The organism is Mesorhizobium australafricanum, from assembly GCF_033977265.1.
Classification (GTDB): domain Bacteria; phylum Pseudomonadota; class Alphaproteobacteria; order Rhizobiales; family Rhizobiaceae; genus Mesorhizobium; species Mesorhizobium australafricanum.
In genome coordinates, this window is sequence record NZ_JAVIIT010000031.1 from 1 (window position 1) to 20,755 (window position 20,755).

Here is a 20,755-nt window from a genome sequence, read left to right on the forward strand (position 1 = left end):
CCGTCCGCGCATCGCAAATCACTCCTGTTCGCCAACCGAAGTGAATCACAAAACATCACCAAACGCGACTTTTGCAGCAGCCTGTTAAAGCGCGTCGCCTGAATCCGGTTCAGCGCGACGCGCTTTAGGCGGCGTCGACCCGTTTTCTGGCGGAAGCCGCCTGAATGCGGACGCCGGCCCTATTTATCGGTGACGATCTTGACCTTGTCGCCGGTCGACACCGTCGCGCCGGGCGACATGGCGTTGAGCACCCGGAAAAGATCGAGCTTGCGGTCGACGCCGACCATTTGCGCGGCGAGCGAGCCCATGGTCTGGCCGGCCTGCACGGTGACGACGCGGATATGCAGCGGCTTCAACGCGGCCTTCTCAGCCGGGCTGAGCACACGGAAGGACGCACTGACCGAGCGCGCGACCGGGTCCAGCGCGGTGCTGGCCGAGGGCGCGGCTGTCAGCAGCCTGTAGACCTGTCCGCCGGCGCGGATCACCGCGATGTCGAACTGCCAGCCTTGCGCGCTGGCATGCGCCATCGCCGCCTCGTTGCCGTTGATCGTGTCCTGGCGCACGCTGGCGTCTTCGAGCCCGGCCACCCAGCCGCTGCGGATGTAATCCGCGAGCGACACGGACTTGTTGATCGCCACGCCGTCGAAACGGATGGCGATGTCGCCCGGCCCGGTCGCGGTGACGGCGGCAGCCGTGTTGTCGATGACGAAACCGTTCGGCACCGTGAAGGAGACACCGAGATTGGGGTGCATGAAGGTCTGGCCGCGCACATAGCCTTCTTCCGGCGTGTCGCCGTAAAGCAGGCCATCAATGCCGGCGAGGAAGGCGTCGCGGTCGCGCGTGCCGAAGCCGGGCGGGCCGAAATTGCGCGCGAGGCGCTGCGCCAGCTCGATGCGCTGCGGCGTGTTCGGGTGCGTGGCCAGGAAGTCGAGGCTGGCGTCGGTGGCGCCGCTGACCGAGCGGAAATCGGTATAGGCCGACATCGACTGCAGGAAGCGGCCGGCGGCATAGGGATCATAGCCCGCCTCGCCGATCGACTTGATGCCGATGGCGTCGGCCTGCAGTTCCTGGTTGCGCGAGAATTGCGCGAGCCTCAGCTTGCCCCGGATGAGCGCCGCCTTGGCGGTCGGACTGTCGCCGAGCACGTCGGAAACCACCTTGGTCGCCAAGCCTTCCTCGGCCTCGAGCTGCTGCCGCTGCAGCCCATGATTGGCGGTGACGTGGCCCATCTCATGCGCGATGACGGCGGAAAGCTCGGAGGAATCGTTAGCCAGCGCCAGCAGGCCTCGCGTCACATAGAGATAACCGCCCGGCAGCGCGAAGGCGTTGACGTTGGGCGAATTGAGGATGGTGATGCGATAGGTCTGGGTCGGGTTGGCCGACACCACCGTCAGGTTGCCGACGACCTTTGCCACCATGCGTTCGAGCTTGGGGTCGGAATACTCGCCGCCATAGGTGGCCAGGATGCGCGGATGCTGCGCCTTCGCCATTTCGGCGAGCCTGGCGTTGGCGACGACATTGTCGACGGTGATCGGCTTGTCGGAAGGCTGGAAGCCGCTCTCCTTCACGTCCGGCGGCGTGAACATCTGGCAGCTCGCCAGCACGGCAACGCTCGCCAGCGCGAAAAATCGTGCCAGCGGCCTCATCCACACCTTCTCAGCGCCGGTCGACAGATCGGCTTCCTTTCGAAATCTTTCGGCAAATCACGGCCCACCCGGAACCAGCATGGCCGGACCTAGCCACACTCCCCCGGACAAGGCAAGCAAACGCCGGATCACCCATCGCCGGTTTGGCCGCAAATTATGTCCGCTTCCGGGCAATGTGTTGTGATCCGGCAACGGTGCCGCCTCGATCGCCGATATAGCGCCGGAAGGCGTCCGGTCCAGATCGATCGAAGAAATCATCGGCCGGGCCGGTCGCCGCGATCGTGCCTTCATCGAGGAATGCGACGTCCTGGCCGATGCGACGCGCATCTTCGGGCTGATGCGTGACGAAGAGCACCGTCATTTTGCGCTCGGCATGGATGCCGGCGACAAGGTCGAGCATGTCGTCGCGCAGCGCCGGGCCGAGCGACGCGAAAGGTTCGTCGAGCAGCAATACCGGCCGGTCGCGCAGCAGCACTCTCGCCAGCGCCACGCGCTGCCGCTCGCCGCCGGAAAGCTCGCGCGGCAGCCGCTTTTCCTTGCCCGCCAGGCCAACCCGCGCCAACGCCTCGACGACCGCCGCCCGATCGGCGTCACCGAGCTTCAGCGAGGACGAGCGGCCGAGCCCGACATTGGCTGCGACCGAAAGATGCGCAAACAGGTTGTTTTCCTGGAACACCATCGACACCGGCCGCGCCGAAGGCGGCGCGTTGCCGAGATCGATGCCGCCGATCAGCACCTTGCCTGTACCAGGCGTTTCGAAGCCAGCTATCAGATTGAGCAGCGTCGACTTGCCGGAGCCGCTCGGTCCCATGATGGCGGTGATCCTGCCGGCGGCGAATTCGGCGTCGAAGCGGAAGGACGCCTCGCCATAGCTGAACGAGACGCCATCCAGCGCAACAGCGAGGCCCTTTTGCGCGGCGGTGCCGTAGATGGTCGTCGTCATGACCTTCCTTCCCGCCCCAACCAGTCCGCGACGATCACCAGCATCAGGCAGACGAGGCCGAGCAGCAAGGCAAGTCCCGCCGCATCGGCCGTCCGGTAGCTGCCCATGCGCGCCAGCAGAAGATAGGGCAAGGTCTGCACGGAATCGCTGCCGAACAGCGCGATCACGCCAAGATCGCCAAGCGACAGCGCCATGGCGAAGGCAAAGCCGGTGGCCAAAGGCCGCCTGAGCGACGGCCAGTCGACCAGGCGCAGCCGGGTCCAGCCGGATATGCCGAGCGCCAGGCAAAGCCGCTCGTGGCGTTCGCTGGCCGCGTCATAGGCGGGGCGAATGGCCCGGATGGCGAAGGGCATCGCCATCACCGCGTTGACGGCGACGACCATGATCGGCGCGATGGCAAAGACATCGGTGACCCCGCGCAGCGCCAGGAACCAGCCGGCGCCGAGCACGATCGGCGGCACGACCAGCACGAAGCCGGCGCCGGTGTCGGCGGCATGTTCGAGTAGGCCCATGGCGCTGCCCGGGCTGCGCCGCAGGGCCAGCGCGCGCCGCGCCGCGATCAGCGCCAGCGACAACGTCACACTGAGCAGCGCCGCCAGCAAGGCGAGGCCCGCGCTGGTGAGGGTGGCGCGACGCACCGCCGCTTCACCCCCCAGCCGGCCGAGATCGGCCTCCAGACCTGAAAGCACGGTCGCCACCATCGGTCCGGCAACGAATAGCAGGGCAAGCGCGATAAGGCCGGCGTTCAGCATGCTTTCCGCCCTGCCCGCCGAAAGGTAGCGGCGCGGCGCCACCGGCAGGTTGGCATCGCCGACCGTGTTGGCGCCAAGCCGCGTGAGCACGATGACCACGATGAAGGTCAGCGCGACCTGCAGCAGCGTCAGCACCACGGCGCGCGCCGGATCGAAGTCGAAGCGCAGCGCCTGGTAGATGGCGACCTCCAGCGTCGTCGCCGCCGGACCGCCGCCCAGCGTCAGCACGATGGTGAAGGACGTGATGCAGAGCATGAAGACCAGCCCCGCGATCCCCGGCAGCGCCGCGCGCAGCACCGGCCATTCGATCAGCCGGAAGGCTGGCCGGGCGCCCATGCCAAGCTGGCTCGCCAGCCGCCACTGGTCAGCGGGAATGGTCCCCAACGCCTCGAGGAACAGGCGCGCGGCCAAGGGCAGGTTGAAGAAGACATGGGCGACAAGGATGCCGGAGAGGCCGTATATCCCCGGCCACTCCCCGCCGCCAAGCGCGGCGAAGACGCCGGCGAAGTACCCGGCCCGGCCATAGAGCGCCAGGATGCCGAGCGCGGCGACGATTGCCGGCAGGGCCAGCGGCACCGTGAACAGTTGCAGGATCAGGCGGCGGCCGGCAAAGGCCGGATGTCTCGACAAGGCGCGTGCCACCAGCAGCGCCGGCGCGACCGACAGCAGCGTCGACAGCAGCGCCTGCCACAGCGTGAAGCGGGCGATGCGGAAGAGGTAGCCGTCGAAGGCAGCGGCAGCGCCCGAGAGATCATGCGCGCCTTCGAGGGCAAGACCGGCGAAAGCGCCGCCGATGAGCGCAGCGATGGCCGCAAGCGCGGCGACGCCGGCGGTGATGCGGGAGTCAGGGCGAGCGGCGGAATGCACGCTGCACCATTTGACTTGGGAAGCTTAGCGTTCCTTCGCGCCCCCCTCTGTCCTGCCGGACATCTCCCCCTCTAGGGGGGAGATCAGCAGCTTTGACGCCCCACTCTTGCCTGCAATGTCGCCGATTGGCGAAAGCCGGCGTGCCAGCCAATCTCCCCCCTAGAGGGGGAGATGTCCGGCAGGACAGAGGGGGGCGCCGTAGAGCAATCATCTTGGAAGGATGATAACCAAGACCAGTTACTTGCTCATCACCGCCAGCCATTCATCCACCCACGCCTTGCGGTTGGCCGCGACCTCTTGCGGGGTGAACAGCAAGGTCTTGGTCGGCTTGACCAGTTTGTCGAAGGCCGGGTTGAGCGGCTTGTCGGTCTTGCCGGCCGGGAACATCCAGTTGGTTTCCGGAATGACGTCCTGGAATTTCGGCCCGGTCATGAAGTCGATGAACTTTTGCGCCAGCGGGTTCGCAGCACCCGTCGTGGTGATGCCGGCGACCTCGATCTGCAGGTACTCGCCTTCCTCGAAGGAGGCCGCCTGGTAGCGCTCGGTATTCTCGGCCACCATGTGGTAGGCCGGCGAGGTGGTATAGGACAGCACCATCGGCGCCTCGCCCTTGGTGAACAGGCCATAGGCCTCGCTCCAGCCCGGCGTCACCGTCAGCACCTTCGGCTTGAGCTTTGCCCAGGCTTCGGGTGCTTTGTCGCCATAGACCGACTTCACCCACAGAAGCAGGCCGAGGCCCGGCGTCGAAGTGCGCGGATCCTGGATCACGATCTTGTCCGTGCCGGCGCCCTCGACCAGTTCCTTCAGGCTCTTCGGTGGCGTCTTCAGCTTCTCGGTGTCGTAGACGACGGCGAAATAGCCGTAGTCGAAGGGCACGAAAGTGTCGTCTTTCCAGCCGCCGGGCACATTGATGCCGGACACTTCGCCATGCGGCGCAAACAGGCCGCTCGCCTTGGCGTCTGCGGTCAGGTTGGTGTCGAGGCCGAGCACGATGTCGGCCTTGGTGCTGGCACCCTCCAGCTTGACGCGGTTGAGCAAGGCGACGCCGTCGGCCACCGAGACGAATTCGAGATCGCAGCCGCATTCGGCCTCGAATTCCTTCTTGACGGCCGGTCCGGGGCCCCAGTCGGCCGTGAAGCTTTCATAGGTATAGACGGTGAGCTTGTCCTTTGCGGTGGCAGGCGCAACGCCTGCCAGAAGCGAAACAAGGCCAGTTGCGAGAATAAGCTTGGACAACATCGCGCGCATCGGCGCCTCCTTCGTTCGAGTGACAAGGAATTGAGGCGCCGGATGGTCCGAAACGTCTAATCCCTCCGCCGGTACAAACCGGATCAGGTTCAGCGGGTTGGCTTTTCGCCTCTCAGCCGGATCACGTCCGGCACCCCGTTAGAGCGTTTCGACAGATAGGCCCGGCCGAAGCAGCGCGCAAGCGGAAGTTTGCCGGACATCTGCGGCCGGCTTCCGTTTCGCGCGGCGGGCTGGTAAGGGCCACGGCCATGGGCACATTCACCATCCTGCTTGGCGGCGAGCTCATCCGCACGCCCCGGCTCGAACGCCAGATCGAGGCTTCGCGCGTCATCGCCGCGGACGCCGGCATCGGCCATGCCCGCTTGCTTGGCCTGGTGCCGGAGCTCTGGGTCGGCGATTTCGATTCGGTGCCGGCGGACCTGCCGAAAGATCTGGCCGCCGTGCCGCGCAAGGTCTTTCCGGCCGAGAAGGACATGACCGATGGCGAGCTCGCCATAGCGGAAGCACTCCAGCGCGGCGCCACCAGTCTCGTGCTTGCCGGCGCCTTTGGCGGCAAGCGCGCCGACCATGCGTTCCTGCATCTGGCGCTGGCCCTGCGCTTGGCTGCTGCCGGCACGCGAGTGCTGCTGACCAGCGGCGCGCAGGAGGGCGTTCCCATCCTGCCTGGCAAGGCCAGCTTCGATTATGATGACGGCACCTTGTTTTCGGTGCTCGGCTTCTCCGAGCTTTCGGGCTTGACGGTCACCGGCGCCAAATGGCCGCTCGACCGCGTCGAGGTGGCGTTCGGCTCCTCGCTCACTATATCAAACGAGGTCAAAGGGCGGCTTGGCGTCGCGCTTGAGCGCGGTCGGGCGATGCTTCTGGCCCACCCCTATCCCCTTCCTGAAAGCTGACATTTCCAGAAAGTTGACATGGCGCCGCCACTCCTCAATCTCGACGGCATTAAACTGACCTTCGGCGGCACGCCGCTGCTCGACGGTGCGGCACTCAGCGCATCCGCCGGCGAGAAGATCGCGCTGGTCGGGCGTAACGGGTCGGGCAAATCGACGCTTCTCAAGATCGCCGCCGGTATGATCGAGCCGCAGGACGGCGAGGTGTTCCGCCAGCCTTCGGCAACGGTCCGCTATCTGCCGCAGATGCCGGATATGGATGGTTTTGCCAGCGTGCGCGCCTATGTCGAGGCAGGCCTCGGCCCGGCCGACGATCCGCATCGCGCCACCTATCTGATGGAACATCTCGGCCTTACCGGCGAGGAGCGGCCGAACGACCTTTCCGGCGGCGAGGCGCGTCGCGCCGCCCTTGCCCGCGTCATGGCGCCGGAGCCCGATATCCTCCTGCTCGACGAGCCGACCAACCATCTCGACCTGTCGGTCATCGAATGGCTGGAAGAAGAACTTGCCCGCACCTCCTCGGCGGTGATCCTGATCTCGCACGACCGTCGCTTTCTCGAGCGCGTCACACGCGCCACGGTCTGGCTCGATCGCGGCGAGACCCGCCGGCTGGACAAGGGCTTTGCCCATTTCGAGGAATGGCGCGACCAGGTGCTGGAAGAGGAAGAGCGCGAGCAGCATAAGCTCGGCCGCCAGATCGTGCGGGAGGAGCACTGGCTGCGTTATGGCGTGACGGCCAGGCGCAAGCGCAACATGCGCCGCCTCGGCGAATTGCAATCCATGCGCCAGCGCTTCCGCAGCCATCGCGGCGCCGAAGGCACCGCGACTATGGTGGCGAGCGATGCCGCCGAATCGGGCAAGCTGGTGGTCGAGGCCAAGGGCATCGACAAGAGCTTTGGCGACCTCACCGTGGTCAAGGGTTTCTCGACCCGCATCCAGCGCGGCGACAGGGTCGGCCTGGTCGGACCGAACGGCGCCGGCAAGACGACGCTTCTGAAGATGCTGACCGGCGAGCTGGCGCCGGATGCCGGCGGTGTGCGGCTCGGCGTCAATCTGGAGATCGCAACGCTCGACCAGAAGCGCGAGGCGGTCGACCCGCAGGAGACCCTGGCGCATTACCTGACCGACGGTCGCGGCGAGAACCTCGTCATCAATGGCGAGCAGCGCCACGTCGTCTCCTACATGAAGGATTTCCTGTTCAAGCCGGAGCAGGTACGCACGCCGGTGCGCGAGCTTTCCGGCGGCGAGCGGGCGCGGCTGTTGCTCGCCCGCGTTCTGGCCAGGCCGGCGAACTTGCTGGTGCTCGACGAGCCGACCAACGATCTCGACATGGAGACGCTGGAATTGCTGCAGGAACTGGTCGCGGGCTTTGCCGGAACCGTGATCCTGGTCAGCCACGACCGCGACTTCCTCGACCGCACCGTCACCAGCGTGATTGCGCCCGACGGCGGCGGGCGCTGGATCGAATATGCCGGCGGCTATTCCGACATGCTGGCGCAGCGCGGCGGCTCCAGGCTGGAAGACCGCAAGGCAAGGTCGAAAGCCGAGGCGAGCGAGGCTGCGCCGAAAGCCGAACAAGCCGCGCCGAAGGGTCCGGCGAAGAAGCTCTCGTTCAAGCAGAAATTCGCATTGGACTCCCTGCCGAAGAGGATCGAGGCGGTGATGGCCTCGATCCAACGGCTGGAGAACAATATCGCCGACCCCGCCTTCTACGAACGCGATCCCGTTTCATTTCAGAAGACCATCGCCGCGCTCGACAAGGAGCGCACGACCCTCGCCGCGCTCGAGGAAGAGTGGCTGGAACTGGAAATGCTGCGCGAAGAGATGGAAGGATAACTGGCTTGCCTGCGCGTATTTATGCGCTTATCTTATGCGCATAAAGGAAGGCAGCCATGCTCCATTCGACTGCAAAACAGCAACGCAAATCGGTCAACACCTCGATTGATTCCAAATTGATCGAAGAGGCCAAGGCGCTGGGCATCAACATGTCCCGGGCTGCCGAGCAAGGAATCGCAAAGGCGATTTCTGCCGAAAAGACGCGCCGCTGGCAGGAAGAGAACAAGGCAGCCCTCGAAAGCTCCAACGACTACGTCAAGCGCAATGGCCTGCCTTTAGCCAAATACCGGCTGTTTTGATGGCCCGTTATGACTTCTACAGGAGCGCGGGAGGCGATGGTTATCTGCTCGATATCCAGTCCGACCTGCTGGAGCACCTCGATACGAAGGTCGTCGTTCCGCTTTTGCCGCAGAAGATGGCACCCTTGCCGGCCGGCCGACTGAACCCGATCTTCAGGATCGATGGCGAGGACCATGTAATGGTCACTCAATTCATGTCGGCCTTGACGGCTTCGGAACTACGGGCGGCAGAAGGGAGCCTTGCCAGACACCACGACGATATCGTTGCGGCCCTCGACATGCTGTTTCAAGGGTTTTAGGTGGCGGCGCCCTGCACCGCCACGATCGCTCACCCCGACGTCTTCGCCGCCCAGGCCTTCAGCGCCTCATCAAAAACCTTCTCGCCGGGAATACCCTTTTCCATGGTGAGCAACGCGCGGCGTCCGGTCTTGTAGACCACCGGCACGTCGATCCACGCCTGCCCCCTCAGCAGCGTCAGGTTGGCGTCCTCGTCGGCCTTGGTGTCGTTGAGCGCGACGAGGAAGAAGCCGTCGGCGATCTTGGCCGGAATGCCGATCAGCGGGCTGCCGGCATCCTGCTCGGAGCTCTTCATGGCGATGCGCAGGATGTTGTCGACGCCGCCGCCGTCAAACCCTTCCGGCGTCAGGAAGATCATCTCGATGATGTGGCTGGCCGGCAGGGTCTGGTCGGTGTTGCGCCGGATCGTCATGCGCAGCTGGATATTCTTGCCGGGGATCGTCGCCTCGGCGCGGATTGCCGGTTCCGGCGGCAGGTCGCCCCCAGGCGATTCCTGCACCAGCGACCACACGATGCTGCCGGGCTCGGCCGTGCCCTGCTGGGTGCTGGTGCGCTCCTCATAGAAGATCGCCTTCTGCCCGACCGGCACGGTCGCCTCGGCCGTCGCCGGTGCAGGCGTGGCGGGTGGCGTGCCTGCGGCCGGTGGCGTTGTCGCTGCGGCCGGTGGCGTTGTCGCTGCCGCGGGTGGCGTGGCGCCGGCCGCGGGTGGCGTGGCGCCGGCCGCGGGTGGCGTGGCGCCGGCCGCGGGTGGCGTTGCCGCATCAGTCGCTGGCGGTGTGGTCGCGGCCGCCGGTGGTGTCGGATTGGCCGCGTCGGTCGCCGGCGCAGCCGGCGTTGCTCCCGCGGCAGACGCCTCAGGCGTTTGCGTTGCCGGCGCCGGCGGGGTGCCGGTCGTGGCGGGCGCTGTTGCCGGCGCAGCCGGCGGGCGCGAGGTCAGCGCCGCGACGGATTCGCCTTCGCCGATCGTGGCCTGTCCGCCGGCGGGACCGGGATCGACCTCCTTGCCCTCGGGTGTCAGGCGCTGCGTGAACTTGGTCGTGTCGGCCGGCTCGCTGGTGCCGGCGGGAGCCGGTGCTGCCGCCGTCTCCGTCGCCGGCTTGGCGGGTGCCGGCTTTACCAGCGCCGGCTCGACCAGCGGCTCGGTCGAGACCGTCTTGCTGCCGCTGCCGCCAAGGCCAAAGAGCGAGCCAAAGGCGTTCTTGTTCAGCCATATGCCGTAGCCGCCGCCGGCCAGCACCAGCAGCGCGATGACGGCGGCGATCAGCCCGCCATAGCTGCGCCTGCGCCGCTGCGGCTGAGGCCGCAGCCGCTGGAAGGTATCGGCCGCCGGCTGCTCGTCATTGGCAAAGACGTCGCTGCCATCATCGGGATCGGCAGCGTCAATGCCGGCGAGGCCTACGTCGTCCTCGCGCGGCGACGGCATCGGCGGTGCCGCCTTCTGCCAGGCTGGCTCCGCCTTTGGCGTGCTTTGCCAGTCAGGCTCGGCCTTCGCCGGGGTTTGCCGTGCGGGCTCTGTCTTCGGCGCGCTTTGCCAGTTCGGTTCCGTCCCGGCGGGCGCGGGCGCCGGCTTGAATGGTTCGGATCTGAACGGATCCGGCTTGGCGGGCTCCGGCGCCGCCGGCTGGCGGGTATGGCTCGGCTGGTTCTTGTTGCGGTCGATGGAGGAGAAAATATGCTCCAGCTCCGCCAGCGGATCCTCGGCCGGAACGCGTTTGACATAGTCGCGCTCGACGCTGGAAATGGCATCTTCCAGCGAGCGCTTCTGCTTGCTGACGACATCGGGCGCCAGCGGCGGGGAATACTCGGCGAGCTTCTTCGCCAGCACCGCGCGGGCACCGTCGTATATCTGCTTGCGCATCTCGAACGAAGGATCGCTCTTCTTGTCGAGCTGCTTTTTCAGAACACTAACGAAATCTGCCATGCGTCAGGTGACCTGCATTCTTTTCCCGCCAGCCGCAAATCAGCCGTAGCGCCGGGAAGGGCTGTGAAACTAGTCTTGAAACGGGTCGGTCACAAGTATCGTGTCGTCCCGCTCGGGGCTGGTGGAGAGCAGCGCCACCGGGGCGCCGATCAGCTCCTCGATATAGCGTACATATTTGACGGCTTGCGCCGGCAAATCGTTCCAGCTTCTGGCGCCGGCCGTGGTTCCCTTCCAGCCTTCGAGCGTCTCGTAGATGGGCTCGACCCGCGCTTGCGCGCCCTGGCTGGCCGGCAGGTAATCGATCGTCTCGCCGTCGAGCCTGTAGCCCGTGCAGACCTTGATCTCGTCCAGCCCGTCGAGCACGTCGAGCTTGGTCAGAGCGATGCCCTTGATGCCGTTGACGGCGACGGCCTGGCGCACCAGCACGGCATCGAACCAGCCGCAGCGCCGCTTGCGGCCGGTGACGACGCCAAACTCGTGGCCGCGCGTGCCGAGGAACTCGCCGATCTCGTTCTTCTGCTCGGTCGGGAACGGCCCCTCGCCGACGCGCGTCGTATAGGCCTTGGTGATGCCGAGCACATAGCCGATGACGCCTGGGCCCACGCCCGAGCCGGCGGCCGCCTGTCCGGCCACGGTGTTGGACGAGGTGACGAAGGGATAGGTGCCGTGGTCGATGTCGAGCAGCGTGCCCTGCGCGCCCTCGAACAGGATGCGCTCGCCGGCGCGACGCTTGTCGTCGAGCACCTTCCAGACGCGGTCCATGTAGGGCAGGATTTCGGCGGCCACCGAGGTCAATTCCTGCATGATGGCCTCATGCGTCGCTTCCGCATGGCCGAGCCCGCGGCGCAGCGCATTGTGGTGCGTCAGCAGCCTGTCGACCTTGAGGGGAAGCGTTTCCAAATCCGCCAAATCCATCACCCGCACCGCGCGCCGGCCCACCTTGTCCTCATAGGCGGGGCCGATGCCGCGGCGTGTCGTGCCAATCTTGGTTCCGGAGTTCGAGGCGGCGTCTTCGCGGAATCCGTCCAGCTCCCGGTGCAGCGACAGGATAAGCGCGGTGTTTTCGGCTATTTTCAGGCGCTCCGGCGTGACCTCCACGCCCTGTTCCTTGAGCTTCTTGACCTCGGCGACGAAGGCATGCGGATCGAACACCACGCCATTGCCGATGATCGAAAGCTTGCCTTCGCGCACCACGCCGGAGGGCAGCAGCGACAGCTTGTAGACCTTGCCGTCGACGACCAGCGTGTGGCCGGCATTGTGACCGCCCTGGAAGCGCACGACCACATCGGCCCGTTCCGACAGCCAGTCGACGATCTTGCCCTTGCCTTCGTCGCCCCATTGCGAGCCGACGACCACCACATTGGCCATGTTCTTTTCCCTTGAAATGCCGCGCGGGCGGCCTGAAACGACAGGCCTCTATAGCGTCAAGCGCCGGCGGGCGCGACCCTTTCTTTGCTGCTGAAACCCTGGAGCACAACCCCGAAAAGTGAGAACCCGTTTTGCAGGTTTTTCAGAAGAGACTCGAAGGGTCCGGCCAGGATGGTGAACCTCAATGAAGGTCATCCTGATCCAGGCACAACAGAATCCGGCTTTCGCATCATTCACTTGCCGCCGCCGCCGCACCATCCCGGCTTCGAGCCTTGAACGCATTGCGCCGCGCCGGATTTTGCTGCCGGCCTGTTTATCCACCTGGTGCCCGATCTTCGGCACGCTGCTGTCGGTGCTGATCTCGGCGAGCAGTTTGAGCCCTATCAGGCGCTCGCGCTCGCGCTGGTGCTCGGCGGCATCACGCTCGCCGAATACAGCGGCAGGAGGGCGGCCGCCTGGCATGAGCCGCGCCGGGTCGCCCGCCTGCCGTAGCAGGCGGGACGTATCCCAGGCTTTCCTCATGTCACATGTCACTAGCCGCCGACGTCGAAGTGCAGCGGCTTGGCCGAGTCGATCGATTGGTGCGCCCGCAGCTGATCGAGCACTTTTTCCGGGAACGGCGCGTCGAGATAAAGCAGCGCGATCGCGTCGCCACCCGGCCGGTTGCGGCCGAGCTGGAAGTTGGCGATGTTGACGCCGTTCTCGCCGCAGACCGTGCCGAGCAGGCCGATGATGCCGGGCGCGTCGGCATTGGTGGTGTAGAGCATGTGCTGGCCGACCTCGGCGTCGAGATTGATACCCTTGATCTGGATGAAGCGGGGCTTGCCGTCGGAAAAGCAGGTGCCGGCGATCGAGCGCGTCCTGTGCTCGGTCGTGACGGTGAGCTTGATATAGCCGTCGAACACGCCCGACTTGTCGCGCTTGACCTCGGCGACGATGATGCCGCGCTCCTTCACCATGATCGGCGCCGACACCATGTTGACGTCCGAGACCTGCGGCCGGATCAGGCCGGCAAGGGCAGCGCTGATCAAAGCGCGCGTGTTCATCGTCGCGGTCGAGCCGTCGAACAGGATCTCGACCTCCTTGATCGGATCCTCGGTGACCTGGCCGACAAAGGCGCCGAGCACTTCGGCGAGCTTGACGAAGGGCTTCAGCCGCGGCGCTTCCTCGGCCGTGATCGACGGCATGTTGATGGCGTTGGAGACCGCGCCCTTGATCAGGTAGTCGCTCATCTGCTCGGCGACCTGCAGCGCGACATTCTCCTGCGCTTCCGCGGTCGAGGCGCCGAGATGCGGCGTGGCCACGACATTCTCCATGCCGAACAGGGCGTTCTGCTCGGCCGGTTCGGCCTCAAACACGTCTATACCGGCGCCCGCCACCTTGCCGCTCTTCAGCGCCGCCACGAGGTCGGCCTCGACGACCAGTCCACCGCGTGCGCAATTGATGATGCGCACGCCGTCCTTCATCTTGGCGATTGCAGCCGCGTCGATGATGTTGCGCGTCTTGTCGGTCAGCGGCGTGTGCAGCGTGATGAAGTCGGCACGGGCGAAAAGCTCGTCGAGCTCGACCTTCTGGACGCCGAGCTCCTCGGCGCGGCTGTCCGACAGGAACGGGTCGAAGGCGATCACATGCATCTTCAACCCGACGCCGCGCGTGGCGACGATCGAGCCGATATTGCCGCAGCCGATCACGCCCAGCGTCTTGCTGGTGATCTCGACACCCATGAAGCGGTTCTTTTCCCACTTGCCGGCATGGGTCGAGGCATTGGCTTCCGGTATCTGCCGCGCCAGCGCGAAGATCATCGCTACCGCATGCTCGGCCGTGGTGATCGAATTGCCGAAGGGCGTGTTCATCACGATGATGCCCCTGCGGCTGGCGGCCGGGATATCGACATTGTCGACGCCGATGCCGGCGCGGCCGACCACCTTGAGCCTGGTTGCCGCATTGATCAGCTTCTCGGTGACCTTTGTCGCCGAGCGGATGGCGAGGCCGTCATACTGGCCGATCACCTCAAGCAGCTTTTCCTTGTCCTTGCCGAGGTCGGGCAAGTAGTCGACATCGATGCCGCGATCCTTGAAGATCTGCACGGCAGTGGTTGAAAGTTTATCCGAAACGAGAACGCGGGGCGCCATGGCGGCCTCCTTGAAGGGGATTGGGTGTGTCGGGCAATGGTGGCGGCCGGAGGCCGCCACGGGTCTCAGGCCGCTGCCTTGAGCGACGCCTTCTGCGTGGCGAAGGCCCAGTCGAGCCAGGGCAGCAGCGCTTCGAGATCGGAAGTCTCGACAGTGGCGCCGCACCAGATGCGCAGGCCGGGCGGCGCGTCGCGATAGGAGCCGATGTCGTAGGCGACGCCTTCCTTGTCGAGCGAAGACACGATCCCCTTGGCGAAGGCCGCCTGCCCGTCGGCGTCGAGCGCCGCCACATCCGGATCCGTGAAGGCAAGGCAGACCGACGTGTTCGAGCGCGTCGCCGGCTCGACGGCGAGGTGGCCGAGCCACGCCGACTTGTCGGCGAACCGGTCGAGCACCGCGGCATTGGCGTCCGCGCGGACAATGAGAGCCTCGAGTCCCCCGATCGACTTCGCCCAGTGGAGCGCATCGAGATAATCCTCGACGCACAGCATGGACGGCGTGTTGATGGTCTCGCCCTTGAAGATGCCCTCGATCAGCTTGCCGCCCGAGGTCAGCCGGAAGATTTTCGGCAGCGGCCACGCCGGCTTGTAGGTCTCCAGCCGCGCGACGGCACGTGGGCTGAGGATCAGCATGCCGTGCGCGCCCTCGCCGCCCAGCGCCTTCTGCCAGGAGAAGGTGACGACATCGAGTTTTTCGAAATCGAGCCGTTGCGCGAAAGCCGCCGAAGTGGCGTCGCAAATGGTCAGACCCTTGCGGTTCGTGGGAATGAAATCGCCATTCGGCACGCGCACGCCCGAGGTCGTGCCGTTCCAGGTGAAGACCACGTCGCGGTCGAAGTCGACCTGCGTCAGGTCGGGCAGCTTGCCGTAACCGGCCTCGAACCTGCGCACATCGGCGAGCTTGAGCTGCTTGACCACATCCGTGACCCAGCCGGAGCCAAAGCTTTCCCAGGCGACCATGTCGACGCCGCGCTCGCCGAGCAGCGACCACAGCGCCATCTCGACCGCGCCGGTGTCCGACGCCGGCACGATGCCGATGCGATAGTCCGCGGGAACGTCGAGGATTTCGCGCGTCAGCTCGATCGCCTGCTCGAGCTTGGCCTTGCCGATCTTGGCGCGGTGGGAGCGCCCGAGCGCGGCCTTCGACAGCGCCTCGACCGACCAGCCGGGGCGTTTTGCGCAGGGACCTGAAGAGAAATTGGAGTTTGCCGGACGGAGTCCGGGCTTGGTAAGCGTCGTCATCGTGGTCTATCCTTCCAGATAGTGGCCCCTCGTTGGGGAGGGGTGGCCCACGGACGGCGATATGCGCTCACGCTTTCGGCGTCAAGAGCAAAATTTTTGTCGCTGGCGGGATATTCGCCCGCGAAAGGCAATACCGCAAAAAAGGCGACGGCGGGCCTGAAGGCCCGCCATTCGCGAATTTCACTGACCGCTGCGCTACCAGAGATCGTAGCGCAGCCCGAGCTTGACGGTCTGGAAATTCACACCCTTGTGAACGTTGAAGAGCCCGTTGTCGTAGGCGACATGCTGGGCGCTCGGGATCGAGAGATATTCGTAGCCGAGGTCGACTGAAACATTTTTGGTCACTTGGTAGGAGAGGCCGGCTGCCAGCGAATAAGCAAAGTCATAGCTGGCCTTCGAACTGACCTGGCCGTCATAGCCGGCAGGATCATTGCAATTGAATTGCGTCGTGGTGGTGGTGCCGCTGCCGACGACGCTGCTGGTCGATTCAACGCAATTTTTCGCGCCGATCGCACTGGCGTACTTGTCGTAGACAACGCCGGCCCCGGCGCCGATATAGGGCGTGATACCGACATAGGTTCCGAGATCGACATAGCCGTTGACCATCAAGCTATAGGCTTTGTTCAAGGCGTTGCTGGATCCTTTGCAGGGCTGCGTAGTGCCCAAAACAGTGCTTTGGCTTGTAATCGTTTCGCTGGTGTTATCGACGATTGTCGTCGTTGTTGATCCGCTACACGTGGTGTCTACACTGTCGCCGAACTTGTTTGATGGCAGGATCCCCAGGTTCAGGTCAGCGCGAAGATAATCGTTGAAATGATAGCCCATGCCGACGCTGGCATCGAACAGCGTCCGGCTGTGCGAAAAGCCCGGATTGTTGCTGGTGTCGTCGAACGGATGGCTGAAGGCGTAGCCGACGTCGCCGCGCAGGTACCAGCCCGAGCCGACCTCGACCGGCTGATAGTCCGGCGCCTGGTCGACATAGATCGGTGGGTCGTAGTCGGCCGACACCGCTGGTGTCACCGGCATCAGCACGATTGCGGCCAGCGCCAGTGCGATACGCGATTTTGATATCATGGTCCCCGGCTCCTGAAGTTGGCGCCAGTCGCGAGCGCGAGCAGAGCTGCCGTTTCAGGAAGCATTGTTAACCATAGTGGTTAAGTGCCGGTTAAGGATAACGCTCCGTTACCGAATTGATTTTGATCGGATTTTACGGATGGCGCAGAAAGCGAAAGCCGCCCGGCTGATGCCGGGCGGCTGGCGAATTTAGCAATGTTGGAAGCGATTACTTGGTGTAGATCGGTTCCGGCTCGGGCTGATAGGCCACCGGTTGGGCGCAGCCATTGTTGCCGCCGAACTGGTAGCGCAGACCACCGCGCACCTCGTGGGTATTGATGCCATGATCGAACCCTGGCCCGGAGCTGGTCGAAGAGAACTCGAACATGCGCCCGCCCTGGATGTGGGTGAAGCGGTAACCTGCATCGAGGATGACCCTATCGGTCAGGCAGTAGGAAGCGCCCGCCATGAGAGCGTAGGCGAAGCGCCAGTTGGACGACCCCGGATTGGTCTCGGGGGTGTTCGGATCGTGGACCGTGTCCCACTTGATGTGCGCGCCGCCGATGCCGGCGCCAACATAGGGCGTGATGCCATGCCAGGTGCCGATATCGACATAGGCGTTGGCGAGCAGCAGCAGGGCGCTCATCTTGGAGACCTCGGTCGAGGTCGAGACGAGATCCGAGGTCTGGCCATTGAAGTTCGAGCTGAACCAGTAGTCGGCAGTCAGATCGGTACGGAAGTAGTCGTTGATCTTGTAGCCGACGCCGCCGCCGAGCGAGAAGCCGCCCTTGAGCTTGCCGAAATCGAAATCGTTAGTGCCGGGCGGTGGTCCGTAGGTAATGTAGTCGATGCCACGCAAAGTCGACTTGTGATAGTCGATATCGCCGCGGATGTACCAGCCGCCGACATCGACGGGCTGGGCTTCGACGACCGGCGGCGGTGCCGGCTCGACGGGAAGCGGTTCCGCGAGGTCGGCGGCGAGAGCCGGCCCGGCTACCCCCGCGAACAGCGCGGCAAGCAATGCCATTCTTGTTGTCTTGAACATTCCGTCACCCCTGAGAAGCCTCGGGACGACGCCCGCCCGAAGATGATTGACCTCGGGTGTGGATAATGAATTGCAAAGGTTAAAAGCCGTTTAACCGTATCGATTAACCACGAATCTATACAATTCTAGATGGAAAGCCGTTGTCCGGGGGACGTCGCGCGACAACGAAAAAAGCCCGCCTGGCGGCGGGCTTTCGGAGTATCAGGAACCCGTGCCGCTGGATTCAGGCGGCGCTGCGGGTTTCCTGAAGGATGCCGACGATGTCGTTGACGACGGCCTCGACCAGTTGCGGATCGTCGCCCTCGGCCATGACGCGGATGAGCGGCTCGGTGCCGGATGGCCGGATGACGAGGCGGCCGGACTTGCCGAGCCGGTTGCGTCCCTCTTCGATCGCCGCCTTGACCGGCGCTTCCTCCAGCGGCTTGCCGCCGGAAATGCGGACATTCTTCAGAAGCTGCGGCACCGGCTCGAACTTCTTCGACAATTCGCTGACCGGACGGTTCTGCCGCTTGATGCAGGCCAGCACCTGCAGCGCCGAGACCAGGCCGTCGCCGGTGGTCGAGAAATCGGAAAGCACGATGTGGCCGGACTGCTCGCCGCCGACATTCAAGCCGTGCGCGCGCATATGCTCGACGACATAGCGGTCGCCGACCTTGGTGCGGTGCAATTGCAGCTTCATGTCGCCGAGGAAGCGCTCCAGCCCGAGATTGGACATCACGGTGGAGACGACGCCGCCGCCGGCCAGCCGTCCACTCTGGTGCCAGGACTCGGCGATCAGCGCCATGATCTGATCGCCATCGACGATGGCGCCGTTCTCGTCGACGATGACGACGCGGTCGGCGTCGCCGTCGAGCGCGATGCCGATATCGGCGCGCACCTCGTGCACCTTCTTCTGTAGGCCGGCCGGATGGGTCGAGCCGCACTCCTTGTTGATGTTGAAGCCGTTCGGCTCGACATTGATCGCCACCACCTCGGCGCCGAGTTCCCACAGCGCCTCGGGCGCCACCTTGTAGGACGCGCCGTTCGCGCAATCGACGACGATCCTCAGGCCCGAAAGCGACATCGAGCGCGGCAGCGTGCGCTTGGCGAATTCGATATAGCGGTCATGCACGCCATCGACGCGCTTGGCGCGGCCGAGTCCGTCGGAATCGGCGAGCGCCAGCTCGATATCCTTGTCGAGCATGCCCTCGATGCGCTCCTCGATCTCGTCGGAGAGCTTGTAGCCGTCGGGCCCGAACAGCTTGATGCCGTTGTCGTAGTAAGGATTGTGCGAGGCCGAGATCATCACGCCGATGTCGGCGCGCAGCGAGCGCACCAGCATGGCGACCGCCGGTGTCGGAATCGGACCGAGCAGGAAGACGTCCATGCCGGCGGCGCACAAGCCCGCCACCATCGCGTTCTCGATCATGTAGCCGGAAAGCCGCGTGTCCTTGCCGAGCACGACGCGGTGACGATGATTGCCGCGCTGGAAGGAGAGCCCGGCGGCCATGCCGACGCGCATGGCGACCTCGGCCGTCATTGGAAACTTGTTGGCGCGTCCGCGAATACCGTCCGTGCCGAAATACTGACCTGCCATGTCCCTACAGTCCCCGTCGGTTTTTCAGCGGCCCGTATTGCCACAATTGGGCCGCACCCGATCATCAAATTTCGTGACTATATATCACCGTTCCTTAGAAAATCATTGTCACGGGCGGTGCAAGTGATTCGACGGCATATCACCACCTTTGACTTGGCGGCGCTACACCCGCCCGCGAGAGGCTTTTCGGCGCCTTGTCCGCCGGCGAACCTTGGCTACCGGCGAACCCGCAAGCAATTCATCACCTTATCGGGAGCAACACACTTTGTGACGGCGCTCGCGCCGGAAGCATCTGGCGCAACCGGACATTGAGCGTTATTGGTTTGGCATAGGGACACATATTGGCGGCAGCAAGGGAGAAAACGCCATGCTTATTCATAGACTTGCAGTTTTGACGGGGCTTGCCGTTGGAACCTTGTTCCTGGCGGCGCCGGCCAACGCGCTGACCATGGCCGAGTGCAGCACCAAGTATAACGCGGCCAAGGATGCGGGAACGCTCGCCGGCCAGACCTGGTACCAGTTCCGCAAGGCGCAGTGCGGCAGCGATGCTTCCGCCGCGACCGACACCAAGGCCGCAACCGATACGAAGGCGGCGACCGATACGAAGGCCGCCGACACCAAGCCTGCCAAGAAGACGAAGGCCGCCGCCGCTGCCGACGACGCAGCCAAGGGCCTGAGCTCCAAGGAATGCAGCGCCAAGTACCAGGCTGCAAAATCCGCCGGCACGCTGAACGGCATGAAGTGGAACGACTTCCGCAAGGCCGAGTGCGGCCCTGGCGCAACCGCCGCGGCTGCGACCGCGCCTGCCGCCGACACCAAGCCTGCCAAGACGAGCAAGACCTCGACCGCGGCGGCTGCCGACGGCGGCAAAGGCCTGACCATGGCCGAATGCAGCACCAAGTACCAGGCTGCCAAGACTGCCAACAAGCTCAACGGCATGAAGTGGAACGACTTCCGCAAGGCCGAATGCGGCGCCGGCGCCGACGACGACGAGACCGTGCCGGCTCCGACGGAAGCGACCTACACCAGCGAGCCGGCGAAGCCGACGGCGGTGGCGCCGAAGGGCGTGAGCTTCCCGAAGGCGATCTCGCCGAAATTCGCCACCGAGACCCCGGCCAAGGGCCGCATGCATACCTGCCTCGAGCAGTACTACGCCAACAAGGATGCCAACACGCTGAACGGCCTGAAGTGGATCCAGAAGGGCGGCGGCTTCTACAGCCTGTGCAATGCCAAGCTGAAGAGCTGATCGCGTAGCGATTATTTCCGGAAAAGGCCCGCGCATCGCAAGATGCGCGGGCCTTCTTGTTTGCCGCTTTATTGCATTGAAGCGAAGTCGCAACATACGGGATCATAGGAAGCGGGCGACATCTTCCGGCGTTGGCGCCGCCCCTCATCTGGCTACCGCCATCTTCTCCCCGTAAACGGGGAGAAGGACGCTGTCACGGCGGGTTTCGCCAATCATCAACGTTGCAGGATGAGCACCGAGAAAGCGGCCAGCCTCTTTCTCCCCGTTTACGGCAGGGGAATCGCATATGGCTTTTTGGGACTTGAAGTTGGGCTAGGAAGAGATTCTTTGGGCAGGCAGTCGAACTGAGGAGAGACTGCCATTTCGAGCCTAGAGAGCTATTTCGGCGCGCTGCC

At 64.7% G+C, this 20,755-nt stretch carries 16 protein-coding genes, 1 pseudogene and 1 riboswitch; of the genes and pseudogenes, 6 read left to right on the forward strand and 11 right to left on the reverse strand.

Features of this window, described 5'->3' with window-relative positions:
* Positions 1–179: 179 nt before the first annotated feature.
* The 4 genes from RFM98_RS30470 to thiB all read right to left on the reverse strand — a co-directional run bounded on the left by RFM98_RS30470 (position 180) and on the right by thiB (position 5,447).
* Positions 180–1,646, reverse strand: coding sequence for a M48 family metalloprotease (locus tag RFM98_RS30470; RefSeq protein ID WP_320312200.1), 1,467 nt, complete (start codon positions 1,644–1,646; stop codon positions 180–182).
* A gap of 154 nt (positions 1,647–1,800) precedes the next feature.
* Positions 1,801–2,589 carry a thiamine ABC transporter ATP-binding protein gene (gene thiQ / locus RFM98_RS30475; protein WP_320312201.1) on the reverse strand — a complete coding sequence of 263 codons (789 nt, stop codon included), beginning with the start codon at positions 2,587–2,589 and terminating at the stop codon, positions 1,801–1,803.
* Positions 2,586–4,208 carry a thiamine/thiamine pyrophosphate ABC transporter permease gene (gene thiP, locus RFM98_RS30480; protein ID WP_320312202.1) on the reverse strand — a complete coding sequence of 541 codons (1,623 nt, stop codon included), beginning with the start codon at positions 4,206–4,208 and terminating at the stop codon, positions 2,586–2,588. The genes thiQ and thiP overlap by 4 nt, the downstream gene beginning before the upstream one ends.
* Before the next feature lie 237 nt (positions 4,209–4,445).
* Positions 4,446–5,447: a thiamine ABC transporter substrate binding subunit gene (thiB, locus tag RFM98_RS30485; protein ID WP_430682374.1), complete on the reverse strand. Its 1,002-nt coding sequence runs from the start codon at positions 5,445–5,447 to the stop codon at positions 4,446–4,448.
* 52 nt (positions 5,448–5,499) lie between these two features.
* Positions 5,500–5,604, reverse strand: a riboswitch (TPP riboswitch).
* Between the two features lie 100 nt (positions 5,605–5,704).
* On the opposite strand from thiB, the gene RFM98_RS30490 reads away from it, so the two are divergent.
* Genes RFM98_RS30490 through RFM98_RS30505 form a run of 4 tightly spaced genes read left to right on the forward strand, consistent with a single transcriptional unit; the run spans position 5,705 to position 8,780 of the window.
* Positions 5,705–6,349 (forward strand): thiamine diphosphokinase, encoded by a 645-nt coding sequence (locus RFM98_RS30490; RefSeq protein WP_320312204.1) that lies wholly within the window; start codon positions 5,705–5,707, stop codon positions 6,347–6,349.
* A gap of 18 nt (positions 6,350–6,367) precedes the next feature.
* Positions 6,368–8,182 carry an ABC-F family ATP-binding cassette domain-containing protein gene (locus RFM98_RS30495; RefSeq protein ID WP_320312205.1) on the forward strand — a complete coding sequence of 605 codons (1,815 nt, stop codon included), beginning with the start codon at positions 6,368–6,370 and terminating at the stop codon, positions 8,180–8,182.
* 56 nt (positions 8,183–8,238) lie between these two features.
* A complete protein-coding gene (locus RFM98_RS30500; RefSeq protein ID WP_320312206.1) occupies positions 8,239–8,481 on the forward strand; it encodes a type II toxin-antitoxin system CcdA family antitoxin in 243 nt (80 codons plus the stop codon).
* Positions 8,481–8,780: a CcdB family protein gene (locus RFM98_RS30505; RefSeq protein ID WP_320312207.1), complete on the forward strand. Its 300-nt coding sequence runs from the start codon at positions 8,481–8,483 to the stop codon at positions 8,778–8,780. The genes RFM98_RS30500 and RFM98_RS30505 overlap by 1 nt, the downstream gene beginning before the upstream one ends.
* A 29-nt stretch (positions 8,781–8,809) precedes the next feature.
* Here RFM98_RS30505 and RFM98_RS30510 read toward each other — a convergent pair whose 3' ends face one another.
* Together RFM98_RS30510 and RFM98_RS30515 are read right to left on the reverse strand one after the other, a co-directional pair.
* Positions 8,810–10,699, reverse strand: a complete 1,890-nt coding sequence (locus RFM98_RS30510; RefSeq protein WP_320312208.1) for a hypothetical protein — start codon at positions 10,697–10,699, stop codon at positions 8,810–8,812.
* Positions 10,700–10,768: 69 nt separating this feature from the next.
* On the reverse strand, positions 10,769–12,067 hold the full coding sequence (locus RFM98_RS30515) for an adenylosuccinate synthase (RefSeq protein WP_320215541.1): 1,299 nt from the start codon (positions 12,065–12,067) through the stop codon (positions 10,769–10,771).
* Between the two features lie 303 nt (positions 12,068–12,370).
* Between RFM98_RS30515 and RFM98_RS31495 the strand changes: the two are divergent.
* Positions 12,371–12,559 (forward strand): annotated as a pseudogene (locus tag RFM98_RS31495) (EamA family transporter); the annotation flags it as partial.
* A 41-nt stretch (positions 12,560–12,600) separates the two neighbouring features.
* Here RFM98_RS31495 and serA read toward each other — a convergent pair.
* From serA to glmM, 5 genes are all read right to left on the reverse strand, one after another.
* A complete protein-coding gene (gene serA / locus RFM98_RS30525) occupies positions 12,601–14,199 on the reverse strand; it encodes a phosphoglycerate dehydrogenase (RefSeq protein ID WP_320312209.1) in 1,599 nt (532 codons plus the stop codon).
* A 65-nt stretch (positions 14,200–14,264) separates the two neighbouring features.
* Complete coding sequence (locus RFM98_RS30530; protein ID WP_320312210.1) at positions 14,265–15,440, reverse strand: phosphoserine transaminase; 1,176 nt, start codon at positions 15,438–15,440, stop codon at positions 14,265–14,267.
* Between the two features lie 195 nt (positions 15,441–15,635).
* On the reverse strand, positions 15,636–16,514 hold the full coding sequence (locus RFM98_RS30535; RefSeq protein WP_430682371.1) for an outer membrane protein: 879 nt from the start codon (positions 16,512–16,514) through the stop codon (positions 15,636–15,638).
* Positions 16,515–16,722: 208 nt separating this feature from the next.
* Positions 16,723–17,538, reverse strand: a complete 816-nt coding sequence (locus tag RFM98_RS30540) for an outer membrane protein (RefSeq protein WP_320312211.1) — start codon at positions 17,536–17,538, stop codon at positions 16,723–16,725.
* A 223-nt stretch (positions 17,539–17,761) separates the two neighbouring features.
* Complete coding sequence (gene glmM, locus RFM98_RS30545) at positions 17,762–19,114, reverse strand: phosphoglucosamine mutase (RefSeq protein WP_320215534.1); 1,353 nt, start codon at positions 19,112–19,114, stop codon at positions 17,762–17,764.
* A 367-nt stretch (positions 19,115–19,481) separates the two neighbouring features.
* On the opposite strand from glmM, the gene RFM98_RS30550 reads away from it, so the two are divergent.
* Positions 19,482–20,360 (forward strand): hypothetical protein, encoded by an 879-nt coding sequence (locus RFM98_RS30550; protein ID WP_320312212.1) that lies wholly within the window; start codon positions 19,482–19,484, stop codon positions 20,358–20,360.
* Positions 20,361–20,755: the final 395 nt, after the last annotated feature.

What these genes read in the sequence shown, in the direction of transcription:
- RFM98_RS30470 (WP_320312200.1), bottom strand. Translation starts at nt 1,646, where the DNA reads ATGAGGCCGCTGGCACGATTTTTCGCGCTGGCGAGCGTTGCCGTGCTG.
- thiQ (WP_320312201.1), bottom strand. Translation starts at nt 2,589, where the DNA reads ATGACGACGACCATCTACGGCACCGCCGCGCAAAAGGGCCTCGCTGTT.
- thiB (WP_430682374.1), bottom strand. Translation starts at nt 5,447, where the DNA reads ATGTTGTCCAAGCTTATTCTCGCAACTGGCCTTGTTTCGCTTCTGGCA.
- RFM98_RS30490 (WP_320312204.1), top strand. Translation starts at nt 5,705, where the DNA reads ATGGGCACATTCACCATCCTGCTTGGCGGCGAGCTCATCCGCACGCCC.
- RFM98_RS30495 (WP_320312205.1), top strand. Translation starts at nt 6,368, where the DNA reads ATGGCGCCGCCACTCCTCAATCTCGACGGCATTAAACTGACCTTCGGC.
- RFM98_RS30500 (WP_320312206.1), top strand. Translation starts at nt 8,239, where the DNA reads ATGCTCCATTCGACTGCAAAACAGCAACGCAAATCGGTCAACACCTCG.
- RFM98_RS30505 (WP_320312207.1), top strand. Translation starts at nt 8,481, where the DNA reads ATGGCCCGTTATGACTTCTACAGGAGCGCGGGAGGCGATGGTTATCTG.
- RFM98_RS30510 (WP_320312208.1), bottom strand. Translation starts at nt 10,699, where the DNA reads ATGGCAGATTTCGTTAGTGTTCTGAAAAAGCAGCTCGACAAGAAGAGC.
- RFM98_RS30515 (WP_320215541.1), bottom strand. Translation starts at nt 12,067, where the DNA reads ATGGCCAATGTGGTGGTCGTCGGCTCGCAATGGGGCGACGAAGGCAAG.
- serA (WP_320312209.1), bottom strand. Translation starts at nt 14,199, where the DNA reads ATGGCGCCCCGCGTTCTCGTTTCGGATAAACTTTCAACCACTGCCGTG.
- RFM98_RS30530 (WP_320312210.1), bottom strand. Translation starts at nt 15,440, where the DNA reads ATGACGACGCTTACCAAGCCCGGACTCCGTCCGGCAAACTCCAATTTC.
- RFM98_RS30535 (WP_430682371.1), bottom strand. Translation starts at nt 16,514, where the DNA reads ATGATATCAAAATCGCGTATCGCACTGGCGCTGGCCGCAATCGTGCTG.
- RFM98_RS30540 (WP_320312211.1), bottom strand. Translation starts at nt 17,538, where the DNA reads ATGTTCAAGACAACAAGAATGGCATTGCTTGCCGCGCTGTTCGCGGGG.
- glmM (WP_320215534.1), bottom strand. Translation starts at nt 19,114, where the DNA reads ATGGCAGGTCAGTATTTCGGCACGGACGGTATTCGCGGACGCGCCAAC.
- RFM98_RS30550 (WP_320312212.1), top strand. Translation starts at nt 19,482, where the DNA reads ATGCTTATTCATAGACTTGCAGTTTTGACGGGGCTTGCCGTTGGAACC.